Source organism: Streptomyces sp. HUAS CB01, from assembly GCF_030406905.1.
GTDB classification, from domain to species: Bacteria; Actinomycetota; Actinomycetes; order Streptomycetales; family Streptomycetaceae; genus Streptomyces; species Streptomyces chengbuensis.
On record NZ_CP129137.1, the window covers coordinates 6,175,253 to 6,201,326 of the forward strand.

The following is a 26,074-nucleotide window of genomic DNA, read 5'->3' on the forward strand; positions in this document are numbered from 1 at the left end:
GCGCAGAGGTGCGGCTTTCGCGGTCGGCTGCGGCCCGGCGGCCGCGTGTGCGTCGCTCATGACAGCGCCTCCTCGCTGGCCCGCGCCACCCACGCGGCGAAGCGCTCGCCGTCCTCGCGCTCCGCCTGGAAGCGCTTGAGGACGCGCTCGACGTAGTCGGGCAGCTCGGCCGAGGTGACCTTCAGACCGCGGACCTTGCGGCCGAAGCCGGCCTCCAGGCCCAGCGCACCGCCCAGGTGCACCTGGAAGCCCTCGACCTGGTCGCCGTTCTCGTCCAGCACCAGCTGGCCCTTGAGACCGATGTCCGCCACCTGGATACGGGCGCAGGCGTTGGGGCAACCGTTGATGTTGATGGTGATCGGCTCGTCGAACTCGGGGATGCGGCGCTCGAGTTCGTCGATCAGCGAGGCGCCGCGGGCCTTGGTCTCGACGATGGCCAGCTTGCAGAACTCGATGCCGGTGCAGGCCATCGTGCCGCGCCGGAACGGGGACGGGGTGACCCGCAGGTCCAGCGACTCCAGCCCGGACACCAGCGACTCGACCTGCGACTCCTCGACATCGAGGACGATCATCTTCTGCTCGGCGGTCGTACGGACCCGGCCCGATCCGTGCGCCTCCGCCACCTCGGCGATCTTGGTGAGGGTGGCGCCGTCGACGCGGCCGACGCGCGGCGCGAAGCCGACGTAGAAGCGGCCGTCCTGCTGCCGGTGCACACCGACGTGGTCGCGCCAGCGCTGCACGGGCTGCTCGGGTGCCGGGCCGTCCGTCAGCGGACGCCGCAGGTACTCGTCCTCCAGCACCTGGCGGAACTTCTCCGCGCCCCAGTCGGCGACCAGGAACTTCAGCCGCGCACGGGTGCGCAGCCGGCGGTAGCCGTAGTCGCGGAAGATCGAGATGACGCCCTCGTAGACGTCCGGGACCTCCTCCAGCGGCACCCAGGCGCCGAGCCGGACGCCGATCTTCGGGTTGGTGGAGAGACCGCCGCCGACCCACAGGTCGAAGCCGGGGCCGTGCTCGGGGTGGTCCACGCCTACGAAGGCGATGTCGTTGATCTCGTGCGCCACGTCCAGCAGGGGCGAGCCGGAGATCGCCGACTTGAACTTGCGCGGGAGGTTGGAGAAGGCCCTGTTGCCGACGATCCGGCGCTGGATCTCGTCGATGGCGGGCGTGCCGTCGATGATCTCGTCCTCGGCGATACCGGCCACCGGGGAGCCGAGGATGACGCGCGGGGTGTCACCGCACGCCTCGGTGGTGGACAGGCCGACGGCCTCCAGGCGCTCCCAGATCTCGGGTACGTCCTCGATGCGGATCCAGTGGTACTGGACGTTCTGCCGGTCGGTGATGTCGGCGGTGCCGCGCGCGAACTCCTGCGAGATCTCGCCGATGACGCGCAGCTGCTCGGTGGTCAGCCGCCCGCCGTCGATCCGGACGCGCAGCATGAAGTACTCGTCGTCCAGCTCCTCCGGCTCCAGGATCGCGGTCTTGCCGCCGTCGATCCCGGGCCTGCGCTGGGTGTACAGGCCCCACCAGCGCATCCGGCCGCGGAGGTCGTTGGGGTCGATCGAGTCGAAGCCGCGCTTGGAGTAGATCGTCTCAATGCGTGTCCGCACATTGAGACCGTCGTCGTCCTTCTTGAACTGCTCGTTGCCGTTCAGGGGCGTGAAGTGGCCGACGGCCCACTGACCCTCGCCGCGGTGGCGTCCGGCCTTGCGGCGGGGCGTGGCGGTGGCGGGCTGTCCGGGGGTGGCGGCCATGGCGATTACGTCCTTCGGGACTACGGGAGGGCGGCTCTGACCTGCACATGCGCGCCCGGGTCACGGGAGGGCGCGGCGATGCGCGGAAGTCGGTTGATCTCAGGGAACGCGGGGAAAACCGGTGCCGGGGCCGAAGGCCCCCGGGGCACTCAGTCCACGCGACACATGGCGCTGGACATGCGGCCGAGGTCGACGTGCCGCCGACTCACCAAGGCAATTCCAGCTCGAGACATGACGGAAGCGTGGCACGGGACTTTGGACCCAGTCCACCGTTATCCATAATGTGGACAGCAATGTCCCGCATCGCAAGACGGTGTGGGGTCGGTCACGCTGCTCCGCGGGCGGGCGGGGACGCGAGGGTCGGGCCGGCTGCCGGCCGGGCCCCGGAATCGCCCCGGCCCCTCCCCGCCGGGCCTTCACGGCCGGGGCTCCGGAGGCGGCCGGGCTCCGGCAGCGGCCAGGGCGCCGGGAGGGGCCCGGCGCGGGAGGGGCCGAGGACCCGGCGCCGCTCCGGACCCGGCGGTCAGCCGCGGGCGCCGGGCCAGGGGCCGGGGGTGGCGACCTCCGGCTCCTCCTCCACCTTGGTGTCGAAGAGCGTGTAGCCGCGGCGCAGGTAGTTGTCCATCGCGTACGGGCCGTCCTTGGAGCACGTGTGGAGCCAGACCCGCTTCGTCGGGGTGCGTCCCGGCCAGCGCTCCGCGAGGTCCCAGGCGCGAGCGGTGCCGTACGACAGCAGATGACCGCCGATCCGCCGGCCGCGGAAGGCCGGGATCAACCCGAAGTAGACGATCTCGACCGCACCCTCTTCCTGGGCCTCCAGCTCGACGTACCCGGCGGGCGTGCCGCGCTCGTACGCCACCCACGTCTCGACGCCCGGCCTGGTCAGCGACTCCTCCCACTGCGCGTGGGTGAGCGCCAGCCGGTCCGTCCAGCGGATGTCCCCGCCGACCGCCGTGTAGAGGAAGCGGCTGAACTCGGGCGAGGGGACCTCGGCACGCACGATCCGTACGTCTCCCGCGGGCTCGGCGGCGGGGCGCAGATCGGAGGGGGAGGTCTGCTCCAGGGACCACGTGGTCACAGTGATGCTCATGGCCGCCAGGGAACCACGGGTGCCCGGCCCGGGACAAAGCGGACCCCTCCGGGGCCGGGCGGCGGATGGCGCGTCGCCCCGGGGCCGGTACGGGGCGCGGGGCGCGGCACCGTGCCCGGGCCGGTACGGGTGGCGCGGGACCCGGGCGCTCAGGCGGGCGGGATGTTCTGGTTGGCGTGGAGGAAGTTGTCCGGGTCGTACCGGCGCTTGACCTCCCGCAGCCGGTCGTAGTGGTCCCGGTACGTGGCCGTGACGCGCTCCGGGCCCTCGTCGGCGCCCACGAAGTTCACGTACGCGCCGCCCATCGAGAACGGGTGGAGCGCGGTCCAGTAGTCGACCGCCCACTCCCTGATGAGCCCGGCGTTCGCCGGGTCCGGGTCGATGCCGGCGATGACCCCCGACCAGACGGCGTCGCGGTAGGCCCACGCGGTGTCGCCCGGGGCCACGTCGTGGGCGGCACCGTCCACGGGGTAGAGGTGCATCGTCGACAGCGGGGTCGGCAGGTTCTCCCCGTACTTCAGGTGCACGTCGACGGCGCCGTCCGCGATCCGGTCGAAGAAGTCGCCCCGCCAGTACCACTGGAGTCCCCTCGGTATCAGCCCGTCGAAGAGGGTCTGCAGCCCCGGGTAGGGCATCGGCGTCGCGAAGTGGAACAACGGCTGGGCCGGCTCGGTCACCGCGGCGAAGCCCTCGTCCAGCCCCGGCCGCTCCAGGTCGCCGGTCCGGCACCACACCACCCCGCACACCTTCCGTCCGTGGATCTCCTCGGGGAAGGGCGGCCCCGGCGGCACGGACAGCAGGGCGAAGAAGCCGTAGAGGTCCCGGGGCGCCTCCGGCAGGAACGCGCGGTACCAGTCCAGCACCTCGCGGGTGCTCTCCACCGGCCACACGGTGATCGCGACCCCCACCGTGTCCACCGGGTGGAGCCGGTACGTGAAGGAGGTGACGACGCCGAAGTTCCCGCCACCGCCGCGCAGGGCCCAGAACAGGTCGGGCCGCTCGTCCTCGGAGACCGTGACGAACGTGCCGTCGGCGAGCACGACGTCCGCGCCGATCAGATTGTCGGCCGTCAGCCCGTGGCGGCGGGTCAGATAGCCGTGACCGCCGCCGAGCGTCAGGCCGCCGGCACCCGTCGTCGACATGATGCCCGAGGGGGTGGCCAGCCCGAAGCCGTGACCCGCGTGGTCCAGGTCGCCGAGCACGGAGCCGCCGCCGACCCGAGCCGTGCGGGTCACAGGATCGACGCGCACCCAGCGCATCAGGGACAGATCGAGGGTGAGGGCGCCGTCCACCAGGCAGAGCCCGGGCCCGCTGTGGCCTCCGCCGCGTACGGCGAGCTCCAGGTCCCGCTCACGGGCGAACCTGACGGTCCGCATCACGTCGGCCGCGTCCACGCACCGGGCGAACGCGGCCGGACGCCGGTCGATCATCGCGTTGTAGATCGCCCGGGTCTCGTCGTACTCGGGGTCCTGCGGACCCACCACCGGCCCACGCAGGGCCTCACGCAGCGCATCGAGAGCGGCGCTGTCCATGTGAACTCCTCGGGGGGCGCGCGCCCGGCTCCCATCCCCCTGACCTCCGGCCCCACCGGTCGCACTCTGGATCAGGTGGGCGCACCCCGCACGTCCGTCCCGCACGGTCCTGCGGGGGCGTCGGCAGAGCCCGTCGGCGGCCTTACGGGCGCCTCAGGGCCGACATCCTCAGCCTGGCACCCGGCCCCTGCACCCGCAACGCGTCAGCCGGCGCGCGTGCCGCGGCCCGACCCGGTCCCGGACCGCTACCGCGTCCCGGATCGCTACCGCGTCCCGGTCCCGGACCGGGCCCGCGCCGCGGCGACGGCCGGGGCCGAGGAGTGCGGGAGCAGGTCCCCGGGGTGGGCGGGGCGCACGATCTCCACGTCGACCTCGTCGGTGAAGCGGTACGGGCGGTGCGCCAGCACACCCGACAGGTAGCGCCTCACACGTGACATTTCAGCGCGCACCGTGACCGTGCGCGTCGGGTCGCCGAACACGTCGCCCGCGAGCTCCGCGGCCGTACGCCCCTGCGGATGCACGGCCAGTACGTACAGCAGTTCGGCGTGGCGGGGACTCAGCTCCTGGGTCCAGCTGCCGGCGGGACCGTAGACCGCGACCGTCCAGCGGCGGGCACGGCTCAGATCCAGGACGACCCGCCCCCCGGACTCCGACGGCCGCGACTCGTCGGGGCGCACCAACCACCCCCCGGGCAGCGGTTCCACGGTGCACATGCCCAGCGACGGGAGCCACACCCGGCCCGCGCGGAACGACTTGGGCAGCGGCAGCCGGTCGACCGGCGCCATTCCGGTGACCGCGGCCGTCCAGCCGTGCACGTCCACGGCGAGCGCCCGGCCGCCGACCCGGCACAGGATCGGCGCCGCGACCGAGCGGAGCCGTTCGATCTGCCGCAGATGACGGCCCCGCAGCTCCGCCTCGGCGAGCTGCGCCACCGATCTGACGAGCGCGAGGGTCGCCGGATGGAAACTGGACGCGGGGCCGCTGACGTCGACGATGCCCAGCAGCCGTCCGTCGCGCGGGTCCTGGACCGGCGCGGCCGCGCAGGTCCAGTTGTGCAGGGTGTGCACGAAGTGCTCGGCCGAGTGGACCTGCACCGGGCGCCGGGCCGCGAGTGCGGTACCGATGGCGTTGGTGCCGGTGCTGTCCTCGCTCCAGGCCGCACCCTCCTCCAGGCAGATGGTGCCGGCCTGCCGGAGCACGCCCGCGTTCCCCTCCCGCCACAGCACCCGGCCCTGACAGTCCGTCACCACCATGATCTGGAGGGACGCGTCGGCGATCGCGGTGAGGCCGCCGCTCAGCGTGTGCATCACCTCGCCGAGCACGGTCGACCTCCTCCGGTGCTCCAGCTCGTCGCGCTCCAGCAGCACGCTGCTCGTGGAACGGTCGGGGTCCAGCCCGAGTCGCAGCATCCGCTGCCAGGACGCGTCGATGACCGGCCGGGGCGGGATCGGCGGGCGCCGCCCCGCCAGCGTCGCCGCATGGACCTGATGCAGCACATGGGCCGCGTGCGCGGCGTCCGCGGCGCTCAGCCGTGAGATGTCCAGAGCCGTGTTCCTCATCGGAAGTCCCCAGCCGTCGTCGGCGCCGTGTGGTGCGGGTCGGAAGTGCGTGTGGTGCGGGTCGGTCGCGTGCGTGTGGTGCGGGTCGGTCGCGTGCGTGGTGCGGGTCGGTCTGAGCGTGGTGCGGGTCCGGCGTCCGCCGGTGCTGCGGGAGCGGTCGTGCCGTATCGGTTCTGCTCGGTGCGCGAGCGACCGCGGACCGTCCGGAACCATCGTGCCGCCCCCGTCCCGACCAGTGAGCGGAGTTCGGACATCTTCTGCAACGGTCTGCAACTCTGGCCAACGACCCACGGGTGGGTGAAGGTGACATGAGCGGAGGGTGGTGCCGTGTCGGCGCAGCACCACCCCCCGCTTTCGCGCAGGTCAGCCCCGTTCGACGCCGCCGCGGACACCGACGGTGCATGGGAGCTGCCACCGGCGCGCGGTGGCGCCGTTCACACCTCCACGCGCGCCCGTTCCACCACCGCCGCCTGGTTCAGCCCGTACGGCAGCGTCCCGAACGCCGCCCCCCAGTCACCGCCCAGCCGCGAGGCACAGAACGCGTCCGCGACCTCCGGCGGTGCCCAGCGCACCAGCAGCGACCCCTGCAGCACCAACGCCATCCGCTCGGCCAGCCGCCGCGCCCGCACCTCCGCCGACCCGAGATCCGCCAGCTCCGTCAGCATCCCCTTGATCGCTCCGTCCAGCCGGTGGTCGGCACCCCGGGCCAGGCCCACCTCCCGGAGGAAGGCGTCCAGGGGCGGCATGTCCCTCCCGCCCCGGCCGGCCGTACGGGGCGCGCCCCGCAGCGCCCGCAGCACGTCCAGCGCCTGGATGTTGCCCGACCCCTCCCACACGGAGTTGAGCGGCGACTCCCGCAGCAGCCGCGGCATCCCCGACTCCTCCACGTAGCCGTTCCCGCCCAGACACTCCAGCGCCTCCGCCACGACCGGCGTACACCGCTTGGTGACCCAGTACTTGGCCGCCGGCACCGCGAGCCGCAGCAGGGCCCGCTCCGACTCCGAGCCCTCACCGGCGGCGTCGTACGCCGCGGCCAGCCGCATTCCCAGCACCGTCGCCGCCTCCGACTCCAGCGCCAGATCGGCCAGAACGTTGCGCATCAGCGGCTTGTCGGCGAGCGGGCCCCCGAACGCGCTCCGGTACGAGGCGTGGTGCACGGCCTGCGCCACCGACTGCCGCATCAGGGCCGCCGAACCGAGCACGCAGTCCAGCCGGGTGGCCGCCACCATCCCGATGATGGTGCGCACCCCGCTCCCCTCCTCGCCGACCCGGCGCGCCCAGGTCCCGGAGAACTCCACCTCGGCCGACGCGTTCGACCGGTTGCCCAGCTTGTCCTTCAGCCGCTGGATCGCGAACACGTTCCGCGTCCCGTCGTCCAGCACCCGCGGCACGAGGAAGCACGTCAGCCCACCGGGCGCCTGGGCCAGCACCAGGAAACCGTCGCTCATCGGCGCCGAGCAGAACCACTTGTGCCCGGTCAGCTCGTACTCCGAGGCCGCGGCCAGCGGCACGGCCCGGGTCGTGATCGCGCGGACGTCGCTGCCTCCCTGCTTCTCCGTCATGCCCATCCCGAACAGCACGCCGGGCTTCCGCGCGGCCGGCCGGAGCTCCTGTGCGTACACGTCGGACGTCAGCCTCGGCTCCCACTCCGCGGCGAGGTCCGGGTCGGTGCGCAGCGTGGGCACCGCGGCGTGCGTCATCGACACCGGGCAGCCGTGCCCGGCCTCCGCCTGCGACCACACCAGGAACCCGGCCGCGCGCCGCACGTGCCCGCCGGGCCGTCCCCAGGCGTTCGTCAGCCCGGAGGTGACGGCCTTGCCGAGCAGCCGGTGCCATGCCGGATGGAAGTCGACCTCGTCGATCCGGTTGCCGTACCGGTCGTGCGTGCGCAGCACCGGCGGGTTCGTGTCGGCCTGGACCGCCCAGCGCTGCGCCTGGGCAGAACCGGCGGCCCTGCCGAGCTCCGCCAGCTCCCGCCGCGCCGCGTCGTGGACCCCCGGGTCGAGGTGCCGCTCGACCGCCTCGGCCAGCGCACGGTCCGCGGAGAACACGTCGTACGCCACCAGGGGCGGAGGCTGGTTGGTCACGGTGTGGGTGCTGGTCGCCATGCCGATACGGTAAGGAGGTGCAGGCAGCAAACGAAACACCCGACCGGCCCGCCGGCCGGCTCCACCGGGCCCGAGTCCTCTACCGCAACGTCTCCAAGCGGAAGCTCGCCTGGCTGCTGCTGAAGGACACGGTCAATTCGTGCATCGAGTACCGGATCCTGGGGCTGGCGGCCGAGGCCGCGTTCTTCACCCTGCTGTCCCTGCCGCCGCTGATGCTCGGCATGCTCGGCCTCCTCGGCTACGTCGACGACTGGACCAGCACCACCACCGTCGCCTCCATCCAGGAGAACATCCTCCGCGCCGCAGGCACCGTCCTGTCCGACCGGGGCGTCAACGATATCGCCAAACCCCTGCTGGAGGACGTCACCCGCGGCGGCCGTCCCGACGTCATCTCCCTCGGCTTCGCGATCGCCCTGTGGTCCGGCTCCCGCGCGGTGAACGTCTTCATCGACACCATCACCGTGATGTACGGACTCGACGGCCAGCGCGGCATCGTCGCCACCCGGCTGCTGGCGTTCCTGCTCTACCTGATCGCGCTGCTGATCGGCGCCGTCGTACTGCCGCTCGCCGTGGTCGGCCCGGACCGGGTCGTCGAGTTCGTGCCGTTCGGCGCGGACCTCGTCAGCGTCCTGTACTGGCCGGTGGTGATCCTGCTGTCCGTCGCCTTCCTCACCACGCTGTACCACGTGTCCGTGCCGGTCCGCTCGCCCTGGGTGGAGGACATCCCGGGCGCACTGGTGGCCCTCGGCATGTGGTTCCTCGGAAGCTTCCTGCTGCGCATCTATCTGACCAGCACCGTCGAGGGCCCCACCATCTACGGCTCCCTCGCCGCGCCCATCGCCGTGCTGCTGTGGATCGGCATCTCGGCGTTCGCGGTCCTCGTCGGCGCCGCCGTCAACGCCGCCATCGACCGGGTCTGGCCGTCGGTCGCCACGGCCGCCGCCCGCGCCGCGAACCAGCGCGTACGGGCCGCCCACGCCGCCGAGCTGGTCGCCCGCGCCCGGGCGGCGGAGGAGGAGAGCGAGGACGGGGAGGAGGGCGGGGACATGCCCTCGGAGTTCCCCGAGCGCTGGTCGAAGTTCCTGCCGCCGGACGACGTGAGGTCACGGCTGCAGGGGAGCCGGGAGCATCGCGACAAGGACAGCCGGGACCCTCGTGGAAAGGACAGCCGGGACCCTCGTGGAAAGGGCGACCGGGACCCTCATGACAAGGACAAGGGTGAGCAGAAGCTCTGACACTCCGGGGCAGCGGGACCACCGGGGCATGTCCTAGCCTCGACAGCATGTACGCGGAAAGGGCTTCGCTGCTGGACGGCGCCGTCGTCTGGCACAACGAGCCCGGCCCGGGCCCGGCCGTGCCGGTCCTGCCCGACGGCTGCATGGACCTGCTGTGGACCGGCGGCCGGCTGCTGGTCGCCGGACCCGACACCCACGCGCAGCCGTCCGAGGGCACGCGGGCGGCCTACGCCGGCCTACGCTTCCCGCCCGGTGCCGCACCCGCCTTCTTCGGCGTCCCCGCGCACGAACTGCGCGACCTGCGCGTCGACCTCGCGGACGTCTGGCCCGCCCGGCGGGTGCGCGCGCTGGCGGACCGGGTCACCGACGCGCCGGACCGGGCCGCCGCGCTGGAGGCCGTGGCACTGCGGCACGCGCTGGACACACCGCCTCCCGACCCGTTGCTGCGGGCCGTCGCGCAGGGACTGGACGCGGGCGGGACCGTCGCGGCGACCGCCGCCGCCGTCGGTCTGGGCACCCGTCAACTGCACCGCCGCTCCCTGGACGCCTTCGGCTACGGACCGAAGACCCTCGCCAGGGTGCTGCGGCTGCAACGCGCTCTCGCCCTCGTACGGGACGGCGTGCCCTACGCCGAGGCGGCCGTGGCCACTGGCTGCTCCGACCAGGCGCACCTCGCGCGCGAGATGCGGGACCTGGCCGGGCTCACCCTCGGGCGCTACGCGGAGCTGACCGCCGCGTCCCGGTTCGCGAACAGCGACACTCCCGCGCCGTCCGGGTCGAGGACGACCGCGTAGCGCTGCCCCCAGTCCGCGTCCCAGGGGGCGAGGTGGCCACGATGTCCCGCCCCGACGAGCTCTTCGTACATCTTGTCCACCTCGGCGGGGCCGTCGCAGAGGAAGGCGAGCCCCACCCGGTCCCCGCCCTCGGGGCGCGTCCAGCCCGGGTCGAAGGAGCGGATGGTCTCCTCGGTGTCGAACAGCACGCGCGGCCCACCCGGCAGCACGGCCTCGACGTGCGGCGCGGACTCGGCCCCCTCGGGGATGTCCAGGCCGAGCAGACGGTAGAAGGCGAGCGAGGCGGCCATGTCGGAGACGACCAGGCCGACGGCATCGAGTCGTGGAGTCATGCGGCCACCGTAGGACGGTCGGCGCGGCGGCGTCTTGAAGGAATCGGACGTCGTTGGGGACGTCGCCGGCCCCGCGCCGCCCGTCCCGCCGGGGCCGGCGCGACATGGCTCGGGGCGTCACGGATTCGTAAGGACGCCCGCGCGCACCCGGGGCCCCGCGCGGAGAAGACTGGGGCCATGCACAACATCCTGGTCGTCGACGACGATCCGACCGTCGCCGAAGTGGTCACCGGCTATCTGGAACGCGCCGGGTACACGGTGGCCCGCGCCGCGGACGGGCCCGGAGCGCTGGAGGCCGCAGGGGAGCGCTGGCCGGACCTCGTGGTCCTCGATCTGATGCTGCCGGGCATGGACGGCCTCGAGGTCTGCCGCAGGCTCCGCGGCCGGGGCCCGGTTCCGGTCATCATGCTGACCGCGCGCGGGGACGAGGACGATCGGATCCTCGGCCTGGAGACCGGCGCGGACGACTACGTCACCAAACCGTTCAGCCCGCGCGAACTGGTGCTGCGGGTCGAGTGCGTGCTGCGCCGCGGCCGGTCGGCCGGCGACGCTGCCCCGGGCGGGCCCGTGCTCAGCTGCGCCGGGATCACCGTGGACCCGGCGGCGCGCCGGGTCACCAAGGACGGCGCGGAAATCGGGCTCACGCTGCGGGAGTTCGACCTGCTCCTCCACCTCATGCGCCACCGCGGACTCGCCATCGGGCGCGAGCGGCTGATGCAGGAGGTGTGGGGCTGGGACTTCGGCGATCTGTCGACGGTCACCGTGCATGTGCGACGCCTGCGCGGCAAGATCGAGGACGATCCGGCACGGCCGCGTCTGATCCATACGGTCTGGGGCGTCGGCTACCGGTTCGACGCGCCCGCGGAGCCGGAGCGGCGGCCGGTGCCGACGCTCGGGGACGCGACGGACGCGCCGGACGCGCCGGACGCTACGGTGGACCCGGAGGGACCGGAGGGACCGGAGGGACCGGCACCCGGGGACGGCGGTGCCCGGCCCCCGCGTCCGTACGACCGGACCGCGGCCCCGGAGCCGGACGACCGGACCGCGGCCCCGGAGCCGAACGACCGGACATCCGCCGAGCGGACGGACGGACGGCCGGCCGGCGGGCAGGTCGGCTCGGCGCCGGACGGGCAGGCCGGTCCGGGGCTCGGCCGGCAGGTCGGCGGTCCGGGGCTCGGCGGCGGTTCTGGTCCGCGGTTTGGCGGGCTTGACGCTCCGGGGCTCGGCGGCGGGGATGCCGCCGACGGGGGAGCTGCCCCGTCGGACGGGGCGTGAGTGCCGTGCGCGACGTCCTCCTCATCGCCCTCTTCGCGTTCCTCGGCGCTGCCGCGGCCGGCCTCGCCGGTGCCGTGGTGCTGCGGATGCTGCGCCGGCGGTCCCTCACCGTGTCGCTGACGGTGGTCGCCGGCGTGACCGTCGTGGCGATGCTCGCCGGGACCCTGGCGGTCGCCCGTGCCATGTTCCTGTCCGCGCACGATCTGACCGTCGTCACCACGGTCGTCGCGATGGCCGCGGTCGTCTCGCTCGCCACGGCCCTGCTGCTCGGCCGGTGGGTCGTCGCCCGCAGCCGCGAACTCGCCCTCGCCGCCCGTACGTTCGGCGAGGACGGCAGCTTCGCCCCGCCCGGGGGCGAGGCCACGGCCGAACTCGCCGAGCTGGGGCGGGAACTCGCGGCGACCAGCGCCAGGCTCACCGAGTCCCGCGAGCGGGAACGGGCGCTGGAGGCATCCCGGCGTGAACTCGTCGCCTGGATCTCGCACGACCTGCGCACCCCGCTCGCCGGGCTGCGCGCCATGTCGGAGGCGCTGGAGGACGGCGTCGTCGCCGACCCGCAGCGGTACTTCCGTCAGATCCGCGCCGAGGTCGAGCGGATGAACGGGATGGTCGGCGACCTGTTCGAGTTGTCCCGCATCCACGCCGGCGCGCTCGCGCTCACACCGACCCGTATGTCCGCGCGCGACCTGGTCGGCGAGGCGCTGGCGGGTGCCGGCCCGCTGGCCCGGGAGCACGGGGTACGGCTCGTGGGGGGCCGGGTCGAGCAGGTGCCGATCGAGGTCGACGCGGAGGAGATGACGCGGGTCCTGGCCAACCTGCTGGTCAACGCGATTCGCCGGACACCGGCCGACGGGACGGTCGCGGTCGGCGCCGAACGCCGTGAGGACGCCGTCGTGCTGTCCGTGACCGACGGCTGCGGCGGCATCCCGGAGGAGGACCTGCCCCGGGTGTTCGACACCGGCTGGCGCGGCAGCGAGGCCCGTACCCCTCCGGCGGGGGCGGGCCTCGGCCTCGCGATCGTGCGGGGCATCGTCGAGGCGCACGACGGCCGCGCCGGAGTGCACAACGTGTCGGGCGGCTGCCGCTTCGAGGTGACCCTGCCGGCCGCTACGTGACCACTGCCGGCTACGTGACCACTGCCGGCAGCGTGACCACGGCCGGCTGCGTGGCCGCCGGTGGCGCGTCGTGGTTGCCCTCGCGCATCGTGGTTGCCGGAGCCGGAGCCGGAGCCGGAGCCGGAGCCGGAGCCGAGTCCGTGCGGCCGGGAGGCCGTGCAGGGCCGCACAAGGCCCGGGCCGACGCCGCCCCGGTCGTCGGCCCGCCCCGCCGTCGTCACGGCCCGGACCTCGAGGCCGCCCGCGGTCACGGTCCCGGTCGTCGGCCCGCCCCGCCGCCGTCACCGCCCCGGACCTCGCGTCGTGACGCCCCGCCCGGCGTCACGGCCCCGGTCGTCGGCCCGCCCCGGCCCGGCCTCGCGTCACAGCGCCCCGTACACCGCCTCGACCAGCGCCATCTTGCGCGGGTCGTCGGCGATGCGTGAGCCCATGCGGTTCATGACGTACCCCATGGACAACTCCGCCTCCGGGTCGGCGAGTCCGCAGGAGCCGCCGAAGCCGTCGTGGCCGGCAGCCCGCGGGTTGGGGCCGTACGACCCGTTGGGGCCGCTCAGCCACAGCCCGAGCGCGACCTCCGTGTCATGGGCGAAGCCCGCTCCGAGGACGAGGTCCCGGCAGGGCCCCTGGCCTTCGCGCACCCGCTCGGCGGCGCCCGCCGACAGCACCCTCCGCCCGCCGAGCAGACCGCCCGAAGCGACGATCCCGTACAGTTCGGCGACCGCGCGGGCCGTGCCGTGGCCGTTGGCGGCCGGGATCTCGGCGGCCCTCCAGCGCGGGCTGTTCGCCTCCCTCGCGCCCACGGCGGGGTTGGCCAGGGCAGCCAGGGCCACGGGTTCCAACTGTGCGAAGACCGCGGCCTGTTCACTGTCCGACGCGGCGGGCGCGTGAACCAGCTCGGCGGCACGGTGGTACTCCTTCTCCGGCAGTCCCACGGCGAAGTCGACGCCGTGCGGCCCCGTCACCTCCTCCTGCAGGAACGCGCCCGGCAGCAGACCCGTGATGCGCCGCACCACCTCGCCGACGAGGAAGCCGTACGTCATCGCGTGGTAGCCGGACCGGGTTCCGGGCTCCCACCAGGGCTCGGACGCGGCCAGCCGCGCCACGGTCAGCTCCCAGTCGCAGAGTTCGGCGAACGTGTGGGGCTCCCGCAGCCCGGCCAGTCCGGAGCGGTGCGACAGCAGGTGGCGGACGAGGACGGACTCCTTGCCGGCGGCGGCGAACTCCGGCCAGTACGAGGCCACCGGCGCGTCCAGGTCGAGGAGCCCCCGGTCGGCGAGGAGGTGCGCGCAGAGGGCGACGGGGCCCTTCGTCGTCGACCAGACGTTGACCACGGTGTCCCGCTCCCACGGCCGGGTGCGCGCCTGGTCCGCCCAGCCGCCCCACAGGTCGACGACCGTCCGCCCGCCGGCCCGGACGGCGACGGCGGCACCCAGTTCGCCGCGTGCGCCGAAGTTCTCCTCGAAGGCGGTGCGCACAGCGGCGAACCGCGTGTCGCAGTGCCCCTCGATGCGTGCCCCGGTGTCGGTCATGGCCGCCCCTCCCTGGTCCGTCGTCCGTCGTCCGTCCTGCGCCGCCGTACGCCGCCGTACGGCGTCCTGCGCCGGCCGGTGGCCAAGAACGTACCGACTGGTCGGACCGCCGGGAAGGCGGCGGGCGCCGCCGCCGTGACGGGAGCGTGCCGGGGAGGCGTTGTCAGTGCCGTACGGCAGGGTGGCGGGTGCACCGTCACATATGACGCGAGACGACCCGAGAGGAACGGCCGACCGATGAGTGCCACCGCTGTGATGACGTCCCGTGAACGAGCGGCCGCCCAGGCGTACTTGCGGCTCCTCGGCGCCGTGCGCGCCGCGCTCGCCGAACCTCCCGGCGCCGACGCCCCGCCGCCTCCCGTCCTGCTCAGCGCCCCCATGGCGGAGGCGGACGAGGCGTTGGCCGCGGCGGGTCTTGCCGGCAACGAGCAGGAGCTGTTCGGTCTGGTGGCGGGGCTGCACCGCACCGCGCCGTCCGGGCTCGCGGCGCACCGCGTCCCCCGGCCGGCGCGGGTCATGCCTCGTGGCGCAGGGGCGTGAGCTGCTCGATGTCGTAGCGGGCCCGGAGCTCGGCGACGGCCTCGTGGTCCGGTGGGCCGCCCGCGTCGAGGATGCCGATCAGCTCCTCGAAGTACCGCTCGTGGTCGGGCGGAGGGGACGCCTGGAAGAACATCCGCGCGGGCTTCCCCGTGCGGTTGGCGAACGCGTGCGGACAGCCGGGCGGCACGACGACCACCGTGCCGGGTCCCGCGCGCACCGGCCGCCTCCCGGTCGGGGACTCCCAGTCCCGCCAGTCGCCGCCCGTCCGAACCCGCGGCTCGAAGGCGAGCATCTCCAGCTCGCCCTCGAGCACGTAGAACAACTCCTCGCTGCGGGTGTGCACGTGCGCCCCGACGTCGAACCCCGGGGGGACGACCACCTCGAAGCTGGACGACACACGGGAATGCTCACCGGTGACCTTGAACGTCACCTCCTGGGCCGCCGCGCGCAGTGTGCGGCCGTGGCCGCCGGGCACGAGCAGCCCCTCGGCCGACGCGGTGTACGCGCCCCGCGGCGCCTGTACGTGGGACGTCACCAGACCACCGGCAATCCCTCGGGCCCCCGGATCAACGCGCCCGGTCTCCAGCGCAGTTCCTCCGCCGGCACGGCGAGGCGCATCCCGGGGAAGCGGTCCACCAGGGCGGCGAACAGCAGCTCGGTCTCCAACCGTGCGAGCAGGGCGCCCACGCAGTAGTGCGGCCCGTATCCGAACGCCACATGCGGGTTGGGGCTGCGGTCGAGCACGATTCCGTCCGGATCGGCGAAGACGTCCGGGTCCCGGTTGGCGGCGAGGTAGGAGACGTAGACGGCTTCGCCCCGGCGGATCACCTGGCCGCCGACGGTCACGTCCTCCGTGGCGATCCGGCACAGGCCGACCCCGTTGCGGTGCGGTATCCACCGGAGCAGCTCGTCGACGGCCGTGGTGCGCAGCCCCGGGTCCTCGTGCAGCCGGTCCCTCAGATCGGGCCGGGTCAGCAGGATGTACGCCATGTTCCCGGTGTTGTTGGTGACCGCCTCGCCGCCGATCTGGATCAGCAGCGCCAGCCCGACGGCCTCCCCCTCGGTGACCTCCCCGTCGGCGACGGCCGCCGCCAGCAGTCCGATCACGTCCTCGCCGCCGGTGCCGCGCCGCTCGCCCAGCACCCCGGCGAAGTAGTCGCACATCGCGTTCCTGGCCCGCTCGCTGCGCTCGGCGCCCTCGGCCGAGGACAGGATGAGGGACGTCCACTCGTGCATGGCCGGCCGGTCCCCGGCGGGCACGCCCATCAGTTCGCAGACGACGGCCAGGGGGAACGGCGCGAGGACACCCGCGACGAGATCGGCGGGCGGTCCGTCGCGCAGGACCTCGTCGACGAGTTCGTCGAGGACGGCCTGCGCCCGCCCGCGCAGCCGCTCCACACCACCGCTGGTGAACGCGGGGGCCACGGCACGGCGCAGGCGGGTGTGGTCGGGCGGGTCCTCGAAGCCGACCGCCCCGGCCACCGGGATGAAGTGCGGTGCCAGCCTGGTGACATCGCTGCCGACGACCGCCCTGCGGCTGAAGCGCGGATCGTTCGTCACCGCCCGCACGTCCTCGTGGCGCGTCACCAGCCAGGCCCAGCCCTCGCCGTTGGGGAGCCGGATCCGGGCCAGGGGTCCCTCCCGCATCAGCGCCGCGAGGTCCGGGTCGAACTCCACGCCGGCCAGGTCCCTTACCGGCCAGAAGCGGACCGGGGGGAGCGGGACCGCCGCACTCGCACTCGCACTCGCACTCGTACACGCACGCGTTCGCGCATGTGTCTGCGTGGTCGCCGCCGGCGTGGAGATGTCGTCCCGCACGGTCAGCACCTCCCCGCGGCGGCCGGCACCTCGGCCTCGGTCCAGCGCCCCAGGCTCATCTCGGCGGTGATGCCGGGGCCGAAGCCGGCGAGGATGCCGCGCGCGGCGTGCCGGGTCGAGCCCTCGTCGAACAGCCTGCGCAGTGCGTCGAGGACGACGGCGCTGGCGATGTTCCCGTACTGGGTGAGCGTGGCCCGGCTGAACCGGAAGGCCTCGGGCGGCACTCCGAGGTACTTCCCCAGGTCGTCGAGGATGCGCGGACCGCCCGCGTGGACGATGTAGAAGTCCAGCGAGGCGGCGTCCCAGCCGTGTTCGGCCGCGAGCGCCCTCAGTGCCGGTGCCAGCGGTTCCATGGTGCCCGGAACCCGTCGGTCCAGCTTGAAGTGGAAGCCCGTGGAGCGGACGTCGTAGGCGATCCAGTCCTCGGTGTCGCGCACCAGATAGGAGCCGTTGCGTTCCAGGGACACACCGTGCCCGCCCCGGCCGCGGACCACCGCCGCGGCCAGGCCGTCGCCGAAGAGTCCGTTGGACAGCAGATTTCCCACGTCCAGATCCGTCGGCTGGTAGCACAGCGAGCAGAACTCGCAGGCCACGATGAGGGCGTTCGCCTCCGGGTACGCCGTGCAGAAGTCATGGGCCCGGTTGACCGCCGCGCCGCCGGCCGCGCAGCCGAGCTGCGCGATCGGCACCTGACGCGCGTCCGTGCGGAAACCCAGCGAATTGATCAGCCAGGCCGTGAGCGACGGCATCATGAAGCCGGTGCACGACACGTAGATGATCACGTCGATGTCGACGGGCCTGAGCTCGGCGTCGGCCAGCGCCCGGTCGATCACCGCGGGCACCCGGGCCTTCGCCTCGGACTCGTAGAGGGCGTTGCGGTGTTCGAATCCGGGATGCTTCAGCGTCTCCTCGATCGGCTGCAGCAGGTGCCGCTTCTCCACTCCGGTGTTCCGGATCAGGCGAAGCGCCAGGTCCAGTTGTGGATGGTCCGCGTGAACGGTCCGCGCCAGGTCCAGGGTCTGCTCCATGGTGATCACGTGTTCGGGTACGGACACCGCCGGTCGGCACAGAGTGGCCATGTTGGTGCGCCCTTCTCTCGCGTTCCCCTCCCAAAGGATCCGGGAGGTCACCCGTTCGCGCCCGCCGAGGAAAGCCCTTGTGTCTGGTCCGTCCGGGTGATCGCGGGCCGGTGCCGTCCCGATGGCGCGGCGACCAGGAAGGGGTGGTCCGTCCGGGTGATGGCGGGCCGGTGCCGTCCCGATGGCGCGGCGACCGGGAAGGGATGTGGAAGCCGTTGAACGCCGCCCGCTCCGCTCACCGGGAGTCACCGGGGGCCGCGGCGGCATCGGGCGTCGGACGTTGGGAGTCGAACGTGAAGACGTCAGAACCCGGGACGCCGGCCGCGGCCGGCCCCGGTCCGCAGGGCGACGAGGACGTTCGCCACTGGAGCCTCGAGGACCTGAGTGCCCTGGACTTCGACCCGTTCCTGACCACGGTCCTCCGGGACGAGCCGGTGGTACGCATCCGGCTTCCGTACGGTGAGGGCACCGCCTGGCTCGTGACGCGCCACGAGGACGTCAGGTTCGTCACGTCGGACCCCCGGTTCAGTCGCCGGGCGCTCGCCGACCGGGACGTGACGAGCGCTTCACCGCACGCCATCGCCGCCAGGCACGCCTCCCTCAACTACACGGATCCGCCGCACCTCACGACCATGCGCCGGGTCGTCGCCCGCGCCTTCACCGGCAGCAGCATGGAGCGGCTGAGGCCCCTGGCCCAGCGGACCGCGGACGGACTGCTGGACGAGATGGAACGGCACGGGCCCCCGGCCGATCTGGTGGGTCACCTGCACGGGCCGTTCCCGCTGTCCGTCGTCGGCGACCTGCTCGGACTGCCGGAGGAGGACCGCGCCGGGATGATCTCCTGGACGGACGTGATCATGACGCCGGGCCCGGCACCGGCCCGAAGCCAGGAGGGCAGGAAGTCGGTCCGCGAGGTCGTCGAGGCGCTCCTCGCCCGCAGGCGGGCGGAGCCCGCGGACGACCTGGCCGGCGTCCTCGCCGCCGCCGCCTCCGAGGGGGAGATCAGCGACGACGAGGCCCTGTCGATGGCGACGGCGATCCTCGTGAGCGGGGCGCACGCGGTCCGCAACAACAGCGCAAACATGGTGTACGCGCTTCTCACCCGTCCGGAGCAGCTGGCCCGGCTGCGCGCCGAGCCCGCGCTGCTGCCCCGGGCGGTCGAGGAACTGCTGCGCTACATCCCGCACCGCAACGGGGTGGGCCTGCCGAGGATCGCCACCGAGGACGTGGAGGTCGGCGGCGTACGCATCCGGGCCGGGGAGGTGGTCCACTGCTCGTACCTGGCCGCGAACCGGGACCCCGAGGTCTTCCCCGACCCGCACACCCTGGACTTCGACCGCCCGGCCGCCGCGCATCTGTCCTTCGGGTTCGGCCCGCACCACTGCGTGGGCCCGATGCTGGCGCGGATGGAGTCCGAGGTGATGCTCGCGACGCTCCTGAGCCGCTTCCCGCGACTGGCCCTCGCGGTGCCTCCGGAGGAGATCGCCTGGCAGGAGGGCGCGCTGATCCGCGGGCCCAAGTCGCTCCCGGTGAGCTGGTGAGGTCGTCATGGACGTCGATCTGCGCATCGTGCACGGCGCTCCGGACGCCGAGGAACTGGCCGCCGTCATGGCCGTGCTGACGGTCGTCGCCCACCGGCGCTCGACCGCCCGCCCCGGCGCGGGCGGCGGCACACCGGACGGCGGATCGCGGCGGCGCGCCCACTGGGACCGCGCCTGGGGAGGCGGCTTCCAGCCCTGCGGCTCGTGGCGGGAACGGGACCGGACGGTGACGGCGTTCGACCCGGGCAGTCGCTGACCGGGCAGCCGCCGGCCCGGGCCGGTCGGCGCCCTCGGGCAGCCGCGCGCCCACGCGACGACCGTTCGGAGATCGCCGCGCATGAACGCGCACACCCCGGGTATCCGAAGTCCGCGAATGCCCCCCACGAAGGGGGCGGCACCCCCCATGCCGCCCCGCGAACGGCCCCGCCCGCCGCCCCCCTCCGGCAGGCGGGGCCGACGCATCCCGGGGAGAACCGACCCGGGACGGCGGCGTCGGGAGCGCGGCGTCGTGACGGCGGGCTCGGCACCGAGCGCTCGGGACAGTGCCCTCCGACGGTGGCCGGACGCGTCCCTCGGATGCCGTCAGACCAGGAGCCGCAGCGATGTGTCCGACACCCCGACACGGACCGACTGGCCCCACGTCAGTTCCAGCGCGTCGGACTCCATGCCGTCCCCGAAGGCCACCAGCCGGTCGGACTCGACGGTGATCCGCAGCCGGCGCCCGGCCGGGAGGTCCCCTTCCACCAGCGACGTCCCGGTCGTGGGGGAGGGCCAGGCCTCGCGTACGAACCACAGCAGCCGGGCCTCGGCGGGTGCCGGCAGCGGGTGGCTGCCCCCGCGCTCCCGCCACAGCGACCGGAGCCAGCCGGTCGCGCCCGTCCCGGTGCCGACGAGGACCCCGGAGGACGCCTGGGCCTCACCGGCCCGGGCGTCGTCGCCCGCGCGCCCCCGACGGCCCGCGTCGCTGCCGCGTCTCCCGGTACCGGGGTCAATGCGGCCACTGCGACCGCTCCGGCCACCGCCGTCGCCCCCGGTGCCCACGGTGGCTCGGGCCGGTTCCGCGGGATCGCCCGGGCCGTCGAGGTCGAGCCGGTAGCGGGACGTCTGGTGGTCCGGCCGGCCCAGGTAGATCTCGTTGAGCGCGACGAGCCGCTGGGTGTCGTCGGCGACGGCCTCCACCATGGTGAGTTCGTCCGTCGTGGCGGCACGCCCCACGGCGGCCCGCAGCAGCCGGGCCGTGTCCGCGGGGCGGTGCCGTACCAGTACGCCGGCGTTGCGCCCGGGGTCGGTGTCGATGCCCACCACCGGCTGGCCGTCCAGGTACTTGGCCGTGTTGGCGACGAGCCCGTCCTGTCCGGCGACGACCACCACGTCCTCGGGCGCGAACAGGAACCGGTCGAGGTCCGCCCGCTCCACCCGGGCCCGGCGCCACTGCGCCGGCACCGCCGCCGAGACGGCGGCCAGGGCACGACGGGTGCGGCCGTGCCGCTCGGCGACCTCGTGGATGCTCCGGCCGCGGGAGGAGAGGAAGAACTCGGCCTGGCCGTGGGTGCCGTGGCGGGCGAGCAGTTCCTCGTACTCGGTGGTGCGGTGCACGATCACCGCGCGCGGGGCGAGACTCACGCTCCCCCCGTCCCCGTCCCCGTCCCCGTCCCCGTCGCCGGGCCGGCCAGTCGTGCGAGGAGCCCGGTGAGGACGTCGGGGGAGAGGGTGACGCTGTCGACGCGCGGCAGGTTCTCCGCGAGCCGCGTGACGGCGAGGGCGTGCAGGGTCGCCGGGTCGGCCTCGGAGTGCACCCGCAGCCACGCGGCCTGGGCCCCGGCACGGGCCTCGCCCACCTCGCGCGCCGCCGTGGCCTCGGCCTTGGCGAGCCGTACCTTCCGCGCGGCCTCCGCCTCCGCGCGCACCGCGTCCGCGGCGGCGCTCTCCTCGGCCTCGCGCCGCGCGTTGGTGCCCTTCTGGTCGACCAACCGCTCCTCGCGGCGGGCGAGTTCGATCCTGCTGGCCAGCTCGTTCTCGGCGATGGCCCGCTCCCGCTCCACGGCGACCGCCCGCCGTTCGTACGTCGCGCGGTCGGCCTCCTGCTGGATCTGCTCACGGGCCGGGGTGCGCAGGGCGCGTTCGACCTCGGGCTCGGGCCGCAGGGCCATGACGCGTACGGCCGGCCACCACCTCGATACCCGTGGCGGTCAGCCGTGGTTCCGCGCCCAGCCCGCCGGAGATCCGCTCGCGCACGGCGGCGACACCGTCGACGAGGGCCGCCGACAACGGGGTGCGGGCCAGCACGTCCAGTGCGTGCTGCTGGGCGGTCTCGGTCAGGAGGGTCGAGATCTGCTCCAGTGGAGCGCCCCGCCAGGCACCGGTGTCCGGGTCGATGGAGAAGTCCAGCCGGGCGGCCGCCGTGGCCGGATCGCTGATCCGGTACGTCACCGTCGCCTGCACCGACACATCCTGGAAGTCGGACGTCCTGGCGTGGAAGGTCATCGCCAGTTCCCGGTCGTCGACGGGGACTTCGGACAGCGCGGCGGTCAGCGCCCGGAACCAGAAGCTGAGCCCGGGTCCGTCGTGGACGAGCCGGCCGCGGCGGTGGTGGCGGACGTGGGCGGTGGGCGCGGAGCGCAGATGGCGCCTGCCGAAGCGCCTGGTGATGTCGGCCATGTGGGCAACCCCCTCTTTCTCGTCAGTGCGACGATATCCGAGGCGGCCCTTTATCGTCAATACGACGAAATGGGGAGGGTTCGCGCTTGCGCCGCGAGGTCGCGCACAGCAGGCTGACGGCATGGCGACCATCAACGTGCGCAGGGTCTACGACGACCCCGACCCGGCCGACGGCACCCGCGTACTCGTCGACAGGCTCTGGCCGCGCGGTGTCTCGAAGGAGCGGGCCGCCGTCGACGTCTGGCTCAAGGAGGTCGCGCCGACAGGCGAGTTGCGCGGCTGGTACCACCACGACCGTTCCCGGTACGAGGAGTTCGACGCCCGGTATCGCAGGGAACTCTCCGACGGTCCGGCCGCGGCGGCCATGGAGCAGCTGCGCGGACTCGTCCGGGGCGGCCCCGTCACCCTCGTCACCTCGGTGAAGAACGTCGAGGGCAGTCACGTCCCCACGATCGTCGCCGTGCTGGAGGAGTAGCCCGCTCGGCCGGCCGCGACCCGGCGTCCTCGGCCGAGTCGCCGTGCGGCGCCGGGTCGCGGCCGGGCCGGGTGCGCCCGCCGGGTCAGCGGGCGGGGCCGAAGGCGCCCACTCCCGTGAGCTCGGCCGGCAGCGCCCACGGACGTGCGGCGTTGCCGGGGTCCGTCGCGTAGGCCCGCACCCCGCTGTTCAGCTCGTCCGAAGCGCCCTCGCGAGCGCCTCCGCGACGTCGCAGTCCTCGAGGTAGAGCCCGCCCATGTCCGCCAGCCGGCTCGACGTGGCCGCCCACACCTGCGTCGCCGCGCCCTGCTCCGGCGTCTTGAAGCTCGGGTCGAGCGGGTTTCCCTCTTCGTCGATCCAGCCGCGGCCGACCATCTCCTCCTTGGACGGATGGCGTACCAGCTCGGTGACGATCTCGAGCCCTCCCGTGCCATGACGTGTGGGACGCCCGTGCCGTGCGGCCGGGAGGACGACCCGGTCAGCGGGCCGGCGCCGGGAAACATCACGGCCGGGCAGTCACTTGTGAGCGGAGTCACATGGAGGGGAGGTGTCGCGGCGGCGTCAGGTCGCTCGGCCAGGAGGGACCCGTGTCGCCGGCCGGAGCGTGCGTCAGGAAGGTTCGTCCTCGATGGACGACAGATGGAAGAGCCCGCCTTCGGGATCACGGATCGTCGCCGTGCGCCCCAGCGGTGTGTCCTGCGGGGGCGTCACGACGGTGCCGTGCGCGGCACCCGCGCGGGCCGCCGCCTCGTCCACGTCGTCCCGGCAGAAGTGGACGTGCCACTGGGGGCGGATCGCCCCGTCCCCCGACTCCGGCACGCCGCCGTACAGTCCCGCCACCGTGCGGCCGCCGGCCCGCAGCATCACCCGGTCGTGCTCGTAGCGCACGTCGATGACGTCCGGATGGGCGTCCCATTCGAACACCCCGCCGTAGAACAGCGCTGAGGCGAACGGGTCCCTCGTGTGGAGCTCCAGCCATGCCACGGCGCCCGTGCCCCGTCCTGCCTGCCACCCCGCGGTCGCGGGTCCCTCCCAGACGCAGAACACCGCGTCCAGTGGATCGGCGGCCCACGCCATCCGGCCCCGGCCGAACGCGAGCGGTCCCACGGCGACCGTCCCGCCCCGTTCGCGCACGCGCGCCGCCGCCGCGTCGGCGCTGTCGGCCACGAAGTACGCCGTCCAGGCGACCGGCAGCCGAACCCCCATGGTCTGCGCGGACTCCACGAGACCGGCGACCGGTTGGCCGTCCGCGTGCGCGACCACATACCCCTCCGCCTGGACATCGGGCTCGAACTCCCAGCCGAACACGGCACCGTAGAAGTCCTGGGCGGCCCGCATGTCCTGCGTCGTCAGGCTCACCCAGCACGGCGTGCCCGGCACCCCGGGTGAAGTGCTCGCCAAGGCCGCTCACCTCATTCGTGTGCGTCCCGGGGCAGGGGCGCGGGCAGGGACAGGTGGACACTCCCTGACACCCTTCAACAGAATCGGGGCGGTCGCCACCGCAGCGGGGCCCGGTGGTGCCACCGGGTGGCGGCGTCGCGAAAACGCGTTGGCACGGTCCGGGGGACGGGTTAGTGTGGCGTCGCCGCCGTGCCCGAGGCACGGCGAGAGCATCGAGAAGGACACGGAGGTGAGGACGTTGATGACGGTCACTGCGCCGGGCGCTGCCCGGAACCCGAAGTCCATCACTCCCATTTCCGTGGTCACCGGCTGAGCCGTTCCCTCCTTGTCGTACGCCTGCGCGCGTGCGTTGCCGGGGCCACCCGTGTGAAGGGTCTCCCTTGTCTCTCTCCTCCTCTGCTCACTCTTCTTCCTCGGCTTCTCCCGAGCGCCCCGTCTCCCGCGAGCACTCCGCTTCGGACGAGCAGCCCGGCTCCCCCGCGCACTCCTTCCCGCCCTCCGTTCCGGGTGCCGGTGCCGGTGCCGGTGCCGGTGCCGGTGCCGGCGGTGGCGCGCCGCACGCGCTCGCCCCGTACGGCTGGGACGAGGACCTCGCGGCGGCGTTCGCGCCCCACGCCGAACGAGGGCTGGTGCCCGGGCGGGTCGTCCGGGTCGACCGGGGCCAGTGCGACGTCGTCACCGCGGACGGGACCGTCCGCGCCGACACCGCGTTCGTCACCCCGCACGATCCGCTCCGCGTGATCTGCACCGGCGACTGGGCGGCCGTCGACCCCGAGGGCGGCAACCCCCGGTACGTACGGGCCTGTCTGCCCCGGCGCACCGCCTTCGTGCGATCCACCTCGTCCCAGCGGTCCGAGGGCCAGATCCTCGCCGCCAACGTCGATCACGTCGTCATCGCGGTCTCGCTCGCGGTCGAGATCGACCTCGGACGGATCGAACGGTTCCTGGCGCTGGCCTGGGAGAGCGGGGCGCAGCCGCTCGTCGTGCTCACCAAGGCCGACCTGGTGCCGGACGTGACCACCCTGTCGTACCTGGTGCAGGACGTGGAGACCACGGCACCGGGTGTCCAGGTGCTGCCGGTCAGCTCGCTGACCGGCGAGGGCATGGACGTCCTCGCGGCACTCGTCTCCGGCGGCACGAGCGTGCTGCTCGGCGTCTCCGGCACGGGGAAGTCCACGCTGGCGAACACCCTGCTCGGCGAGGACGCCATGGAGGTGCAGTCCACGCGTGGCGTGGACGGGAAGGGACGTCACACGACGACGACCCGGAACCTTCTCGTCCTCCCCGGTGGCGGCGTGCTCATCGACACCCCGGGACTGCGGGGCGTGGGCCTCTTCGACGCGGGGGCGGGCGTGGGCCAGGTCTTCTCGGAGATCGAGGGCCTGGCCCGGGACTGCCGCTTCCACGACTGCGCCCATGAGTCGGAGCCGGGGTGCGCCGTTCTCGCGGCGCTGGCCGACGGCTCCCTCCCGGAACGACGGCTGGACAGCTATCGCAAGCTGGTCCGCGAGAACCAGCGCATCGTCGCGAAGACCGATGCCCGGTTGCGTGCGGAGATCCGCCGCGACTGGAAGCGCAAGCACGCGGAGGGCCGCGCGGCGGGCGAGGCGAAGAGGGGCGGGCGCGTGCGCTGATTCCCCGTCGGGCGTCTCCGGCGGTCCCGGGGGCCGTCCGGCGATGCGGCGGTCCCGGCTCTTCCGGCGGTCCCGGCTCTTCCGGCGGTCCCGGCTCTTCCGGCGGTCCCGGCTCTTCCGGTGGTCCCGGTGGTCCCGGTGGTCCCGGCGGTCCCGGCGGTCCCGGCGAGGAGGGTGCCCCGAGGGGGGCGGGGTGCGGGGGCACCCGGGCACCCGTGGCGGGGCCACGGTCGGGGCAGCGGTGCGGGTGGTGGTGAGCCGCTGCCGGGGCGGAGCCGGAGCCCGGGCCGGACCAGGCGTCGCTGCCGGCATCGGCTCCGGGGGAGCGGGCTGTTGCAGGGCCGGGGGTTGTGCCCCGGCCTTCGCGGCAGGGCTGTCGGGGCCGGGGTGTCCGCGGGGATTCGGGGCCCGGTGCCCCGGGGCAGTGGGCTGTTGCAGGGCCGGGGGTTGTGCCCGTTCTTCGCGGCAGGGCTGCCGGGGCGCGGTGTCCGCGGGTGGCACAGGGGCGCCGGAGGGCCCGAGCCGGGTCCGTGCGCCTCAAGGGCCATGGCCCCTGAGGCGCACGCGATCGCCCGGAGCGGTTCGCCGAAGCGCCCGGCTGGAGC

21 protein-coding genes and 3 pseudogenes are annotated in these 26,074 nt (G+C 73.9%); 9 read left to right on the top strand and 15 right to left on the bottom strand.

What is annotated here, in order from left to right:
• Positions 1–56: 56 nt before the first annotated feature.
• From QRN89_RS27190 to QRN89_RS27210, 6 genes are all read right to left on the bottom strand, one after another.
• Positions 57–1,754, bottom strand: a complete 1,698-nt coding sequence (locus QRN89_RS27190; RefSeq protein WP_290352018.1) for a nitrite/sulfite reductase — start codon at positions 1,752–1,754, stop codon at positions 57–59.
• Positions 1,755–1,903: 149 nt separating this feature from the next.
• Entirely contained in the window at positions 1,904–1,987 is an 84-nt protein-coding gene (locus QRN89_RS35625) for a putative leader peptide (RefSeq protein ID WP_356948698.1), read from the bottom strand.
• Positions 1,988–2,277: 290 nt separating this feature from the next.
• A complete protein-coding gene (locus QRN89_RS27195) occupies positions 2,278–2,844 on the bottom strand; it encodes a GNAT family N-acetyltransferase (protein WP_290352019.1) in 567 nt (188 codons plus the stop codon).
• Positions 2,845–2,993: 149 nt separating this feature from the next.
• Positions 2,994–4,376 (bottom strand): FAD-binding oxidoreductase, encoded by a 1,383-nt coding sequence (locus QRN89_RS27200; RefSeq protein WP_290352020.1) that lies wholly within the window; start codon positions 4,374–4,376, stop codon positions 2,994–2,996.
• Positions 4,377–4,639: 263 nt separating this feature from the next.
• On the bottom strand, positions 4,640–5,935 hold the full coding sequence (locus QRN89_RS27205; protein WP_290352021.1) for a GAF domain-containing protein: 1,296 nt from the start codon (positions 5,933–5,935) through the stop codon (positions 4,640–4,642).
• A gap of 434 nt (positions 5,936–6,369) precedes the next feature.
• The gene (locus QRN89_RS27210) at positions 6,370–8,043 is read right to left on the bottom strand and encodes an acyl-CoA dehydrogenase family protein (RefSeq protein WP_290352022.1); all 1,674 of its coding nucleotides are present in this window, start codon (positions 8,041–8,043) and stop codon (positions 6,370–6,372) included.
• 17 nt (positions 8,044–8,060) lie between these two features.
• Between QRN89_RS27210 and QRN89_RS27215 the strand changes: the two genes are divergently transcribed.
• Positions 8,061–9,278, top strand: coding sequence for a YihY/virulence factor BrkB family protein (locus tag QRN89_RS27215; protein WP_290352023.1), 1,218 nt, complete (start codon positions 8,061–8,063; stop codon positions 9,276–9,278).
• Positions 9,279–9,325: 47 nt separating this feature from the next.
• Positions 9,326–10,072: a helix-turn-helix domain-containing protein gene (locus tag QRN89_RS27220; protein ID WP_290352024.1), complete on the top strand. Its 747-nt coding sequence runs from the start codon at positions 9,326–9,328 to the stop codon at positions 10,070–10,072.
• Here the strand turns inward: QRN89_RS27220 and QRN89_RS27225 are convergent.
• Positions 9,994–10,404 carry a VOC family protein gene (locus QRN89_RS27225; protein ID WP_290352025.1) on the bottom strand — a complete coding sequence of 137 codons (411 nt, stop codon included), beginning with the start codon at positions 10,402–10,404 and terminating at the stop codon, positions 9,994–9,996. The two genes, QRN89_RS27220 and QRN89_RS27225, sit on opposite strands and share 79 nt — an antisense overlap.
• Positions 10,405–10,590: 186 nt before the next feature.
• On the opposite strand from QRN89_RS27225, the pseudogene QRN89_RS27230 reads away from it, so the two are divergent.
• A pseudogene (locus QRN89_RS27230) lies at positions 10,591–11,400 on the top strand (response regulator transcription factor); the annotation flags it as partial.
• 284 nt (positions 11,401–11,684) lie between these two features.
• On the top strand, positions 11,685–12,794 hold the full coding sequence (locus QRN89_RS27235) for a sensor histidine kinase (RefSeq protein WP_290353875.1): 1,110 nt from the start codon (positions 11,685–11,687) through the stop codon (positions 12,792–12,794).
• A gap of 362 nt (positions 12,795–13,156) precedes the next feature.
• On the opposite strand, the gene QRN89_RS27240 is transcribed toward QRN89_RS27235, so the two are convergent.
• A complete protein-coding gene (locus QRN89_RS27240) occupies positions 13,157–14,323 on the bottom strand; it encodes a serine hydrolase domain-containing protein (protein ID WP_290352026.1) in 1,167 nt (388 codons plus the stop codon).
• 237 nt (positions 14,324–14,560) lie between these two features.
• Here QRN89_RS27240 and QRN89_RS27245 point away from each other — a divergent pair, with 237 nt between their 5' ends.
• Positions 14,561–14,863: a hypothetical protein gene (locus QRN89_RS27245; RefSeq protein ID WP_356948660.1), complete on the top strand. Its 303-nt coding sequence runs from the start codon at positions 14,561–14,563 to the stop codon at positions 14,861–14,863.
• Here QRN89_RS27245 and QRN89_RS27250 read toward each other — a convergent pair.
• Genes QRN89_RS27250 through QRN89_RS27260 form a run of 3 tightly spaced genes read right to left on the bottom strand, consistent with a single transcriptional unit; the run spans position 14,838 to position 17,760 of the window.
• Positions 14,838–15,398: a cupin domain-containing protein gene (locus QRN89_RS27250; RefSeq protein WP_290352027.1), complete on the bottom strand. Its 561-nt coding sequence runs from the start codon at positions 15,396–15,398 to the stop codon at positions 14,838–14,840. The genes QRN89_RS27245 and QRN89_RS27250 overlap by 26 nt on opposite strands.
• The gene (locus tag QRN89_RS27255) at positions 15,395–16,690 is read right to left on the bottom strand and encodes a cytochrome P450 (protein WP_435833270.1); all 1,296 of its coding nucleotides are present in this window, start codon (positions 16,688–16,690) and stop codon (positions 15,395–15,397) included. The genes QRN89_RS27250 and QRN89_RS27255 overlap by 4 nt, the downstream gene beginning before the upstream one ends.
• Positions 16,684–17,760 (bottom strand): type III polyketide synthase, encoded by a 1,077-nt coding sequence (locus QRN89_RS27260; RefSeq protein ID WP_290352028.1) that lies wholly within the window; start codon positions 17,758–17,760, stop codon positions 16,684–16,686. The genes QRN89_RS27255 and QRN89_RS27260 overlap by 7 nt, the downstream gene beginning before the upstream one ends.
• Positions 17,761–18,053: 293 nt before the next feature.
• On the opposite strand from QRN89_RS27260, the gene QRN89_RS27265 reads away from it, so the two are divergent.
• Positions 18,054–19,301 carry a cytochrome P450 gene (locus QRN89_RS27265; protein WP_290352029.1) on the top strand — a complete coding sequence of 416 codons (1,248 nt, stop codon included), beginning with the start codon at positions 18,054–18,056 and terminating at the stop codon, positions 19,299–19,301.
• A 7-nt stretch (positions 19,302–19,308) separates the two neighbouring features.
• A complete protein-coding gene (locus QRN89_RS27270; protein WP_290352030.1) occupies positions 19,309–19,557 on the top strand; it encodes an acyl-CoA carboxylase subunit epsilon in 249 nt (82 codons plus the stop codon).
• 326 nt (positions 19,558–19,883) lie between these two features.
• Here the strand turns inward: QRN89_RS27270 and QRN89_RS27275 are convergent, their stop codons facing one another.
• Positions 19,884–20,924, bottom strand: a complete 1,041-nt coding sequence (locus tag QRN89_RS27275; protein WP_290352031.1) for a hypothetical protein — start codon at positions 20,922–20,924, stop codon at positions 19,884–19,886.
• A pseudogene (locus QRN89_RS27280) lies at positions 20,921–21,959 on the bottom strand (SPFH domain-containing protein). Before QRN89_RS27280 ends, QRN89_RS27275 begins: the two are co-directional and overlap by 4 nt.
• A 121-nt stretch (positions 21,960–22,080) precedes the next feature.
• Here QRN89_RS27280 and QRN89_RS27285 point away from each other — a divergent pair.
• Complete coding sequence (locus tag QRN89_RS27285) at positions 22,081–22,434, top strand: DUF488 domain-containing protein (protein WP_290352032.1); 354 nt, start codon at positions 22,081–22,083, stop codon at positions 22,432–22,434.
• Positions 22,435–22,519: 85 nt separating this feature from the next.
• On the opposite strand, the pseudogene QRN89_RS27290 reads toward QRN89_RS27285, so the two are convergent.
• Together QRN89_RS27290 and QRN89_RS27295 are read right to left on the bottom strand one after the other, a co-directional pair.
• Positions 22,520–22,848, bottom strand: a pseudogene (locus tag QRN89_RS27290) (oxidoreductase); the annotation flags it as partial.
• A 195-nt stretch (positions 22,849–23,043) separates the two neighbouring features.
• Positions 23,044–23,814, bottom strand: a complete 771-nt coding sequence (locus QRN89_RS27295; RefSeq protein ID WP_290353877.1) for a VOC family protein — start codon at positions 23,812–23,814, stop codon at positions 23,044–23,046.
• A 650-nt stretch (positions 23,815–24,464) separates the two neighbouring features.
• Here QRN89_RS27295 and rsgA point away from each other — a divergent pair.
• A complete protein-coding gene (rsgA, locus tag QRN89_RS27300; protein WP_399009627.1) occupies positions 24,465–25,469 on the top strand; it encodes a ribosome small subunit-dependent GTPase A in 1,005 nt (334 codons plus the stop codon).
• The last annotated feature ends 605 nt before the right edge of the window (positions 25,470–26,074 follow it).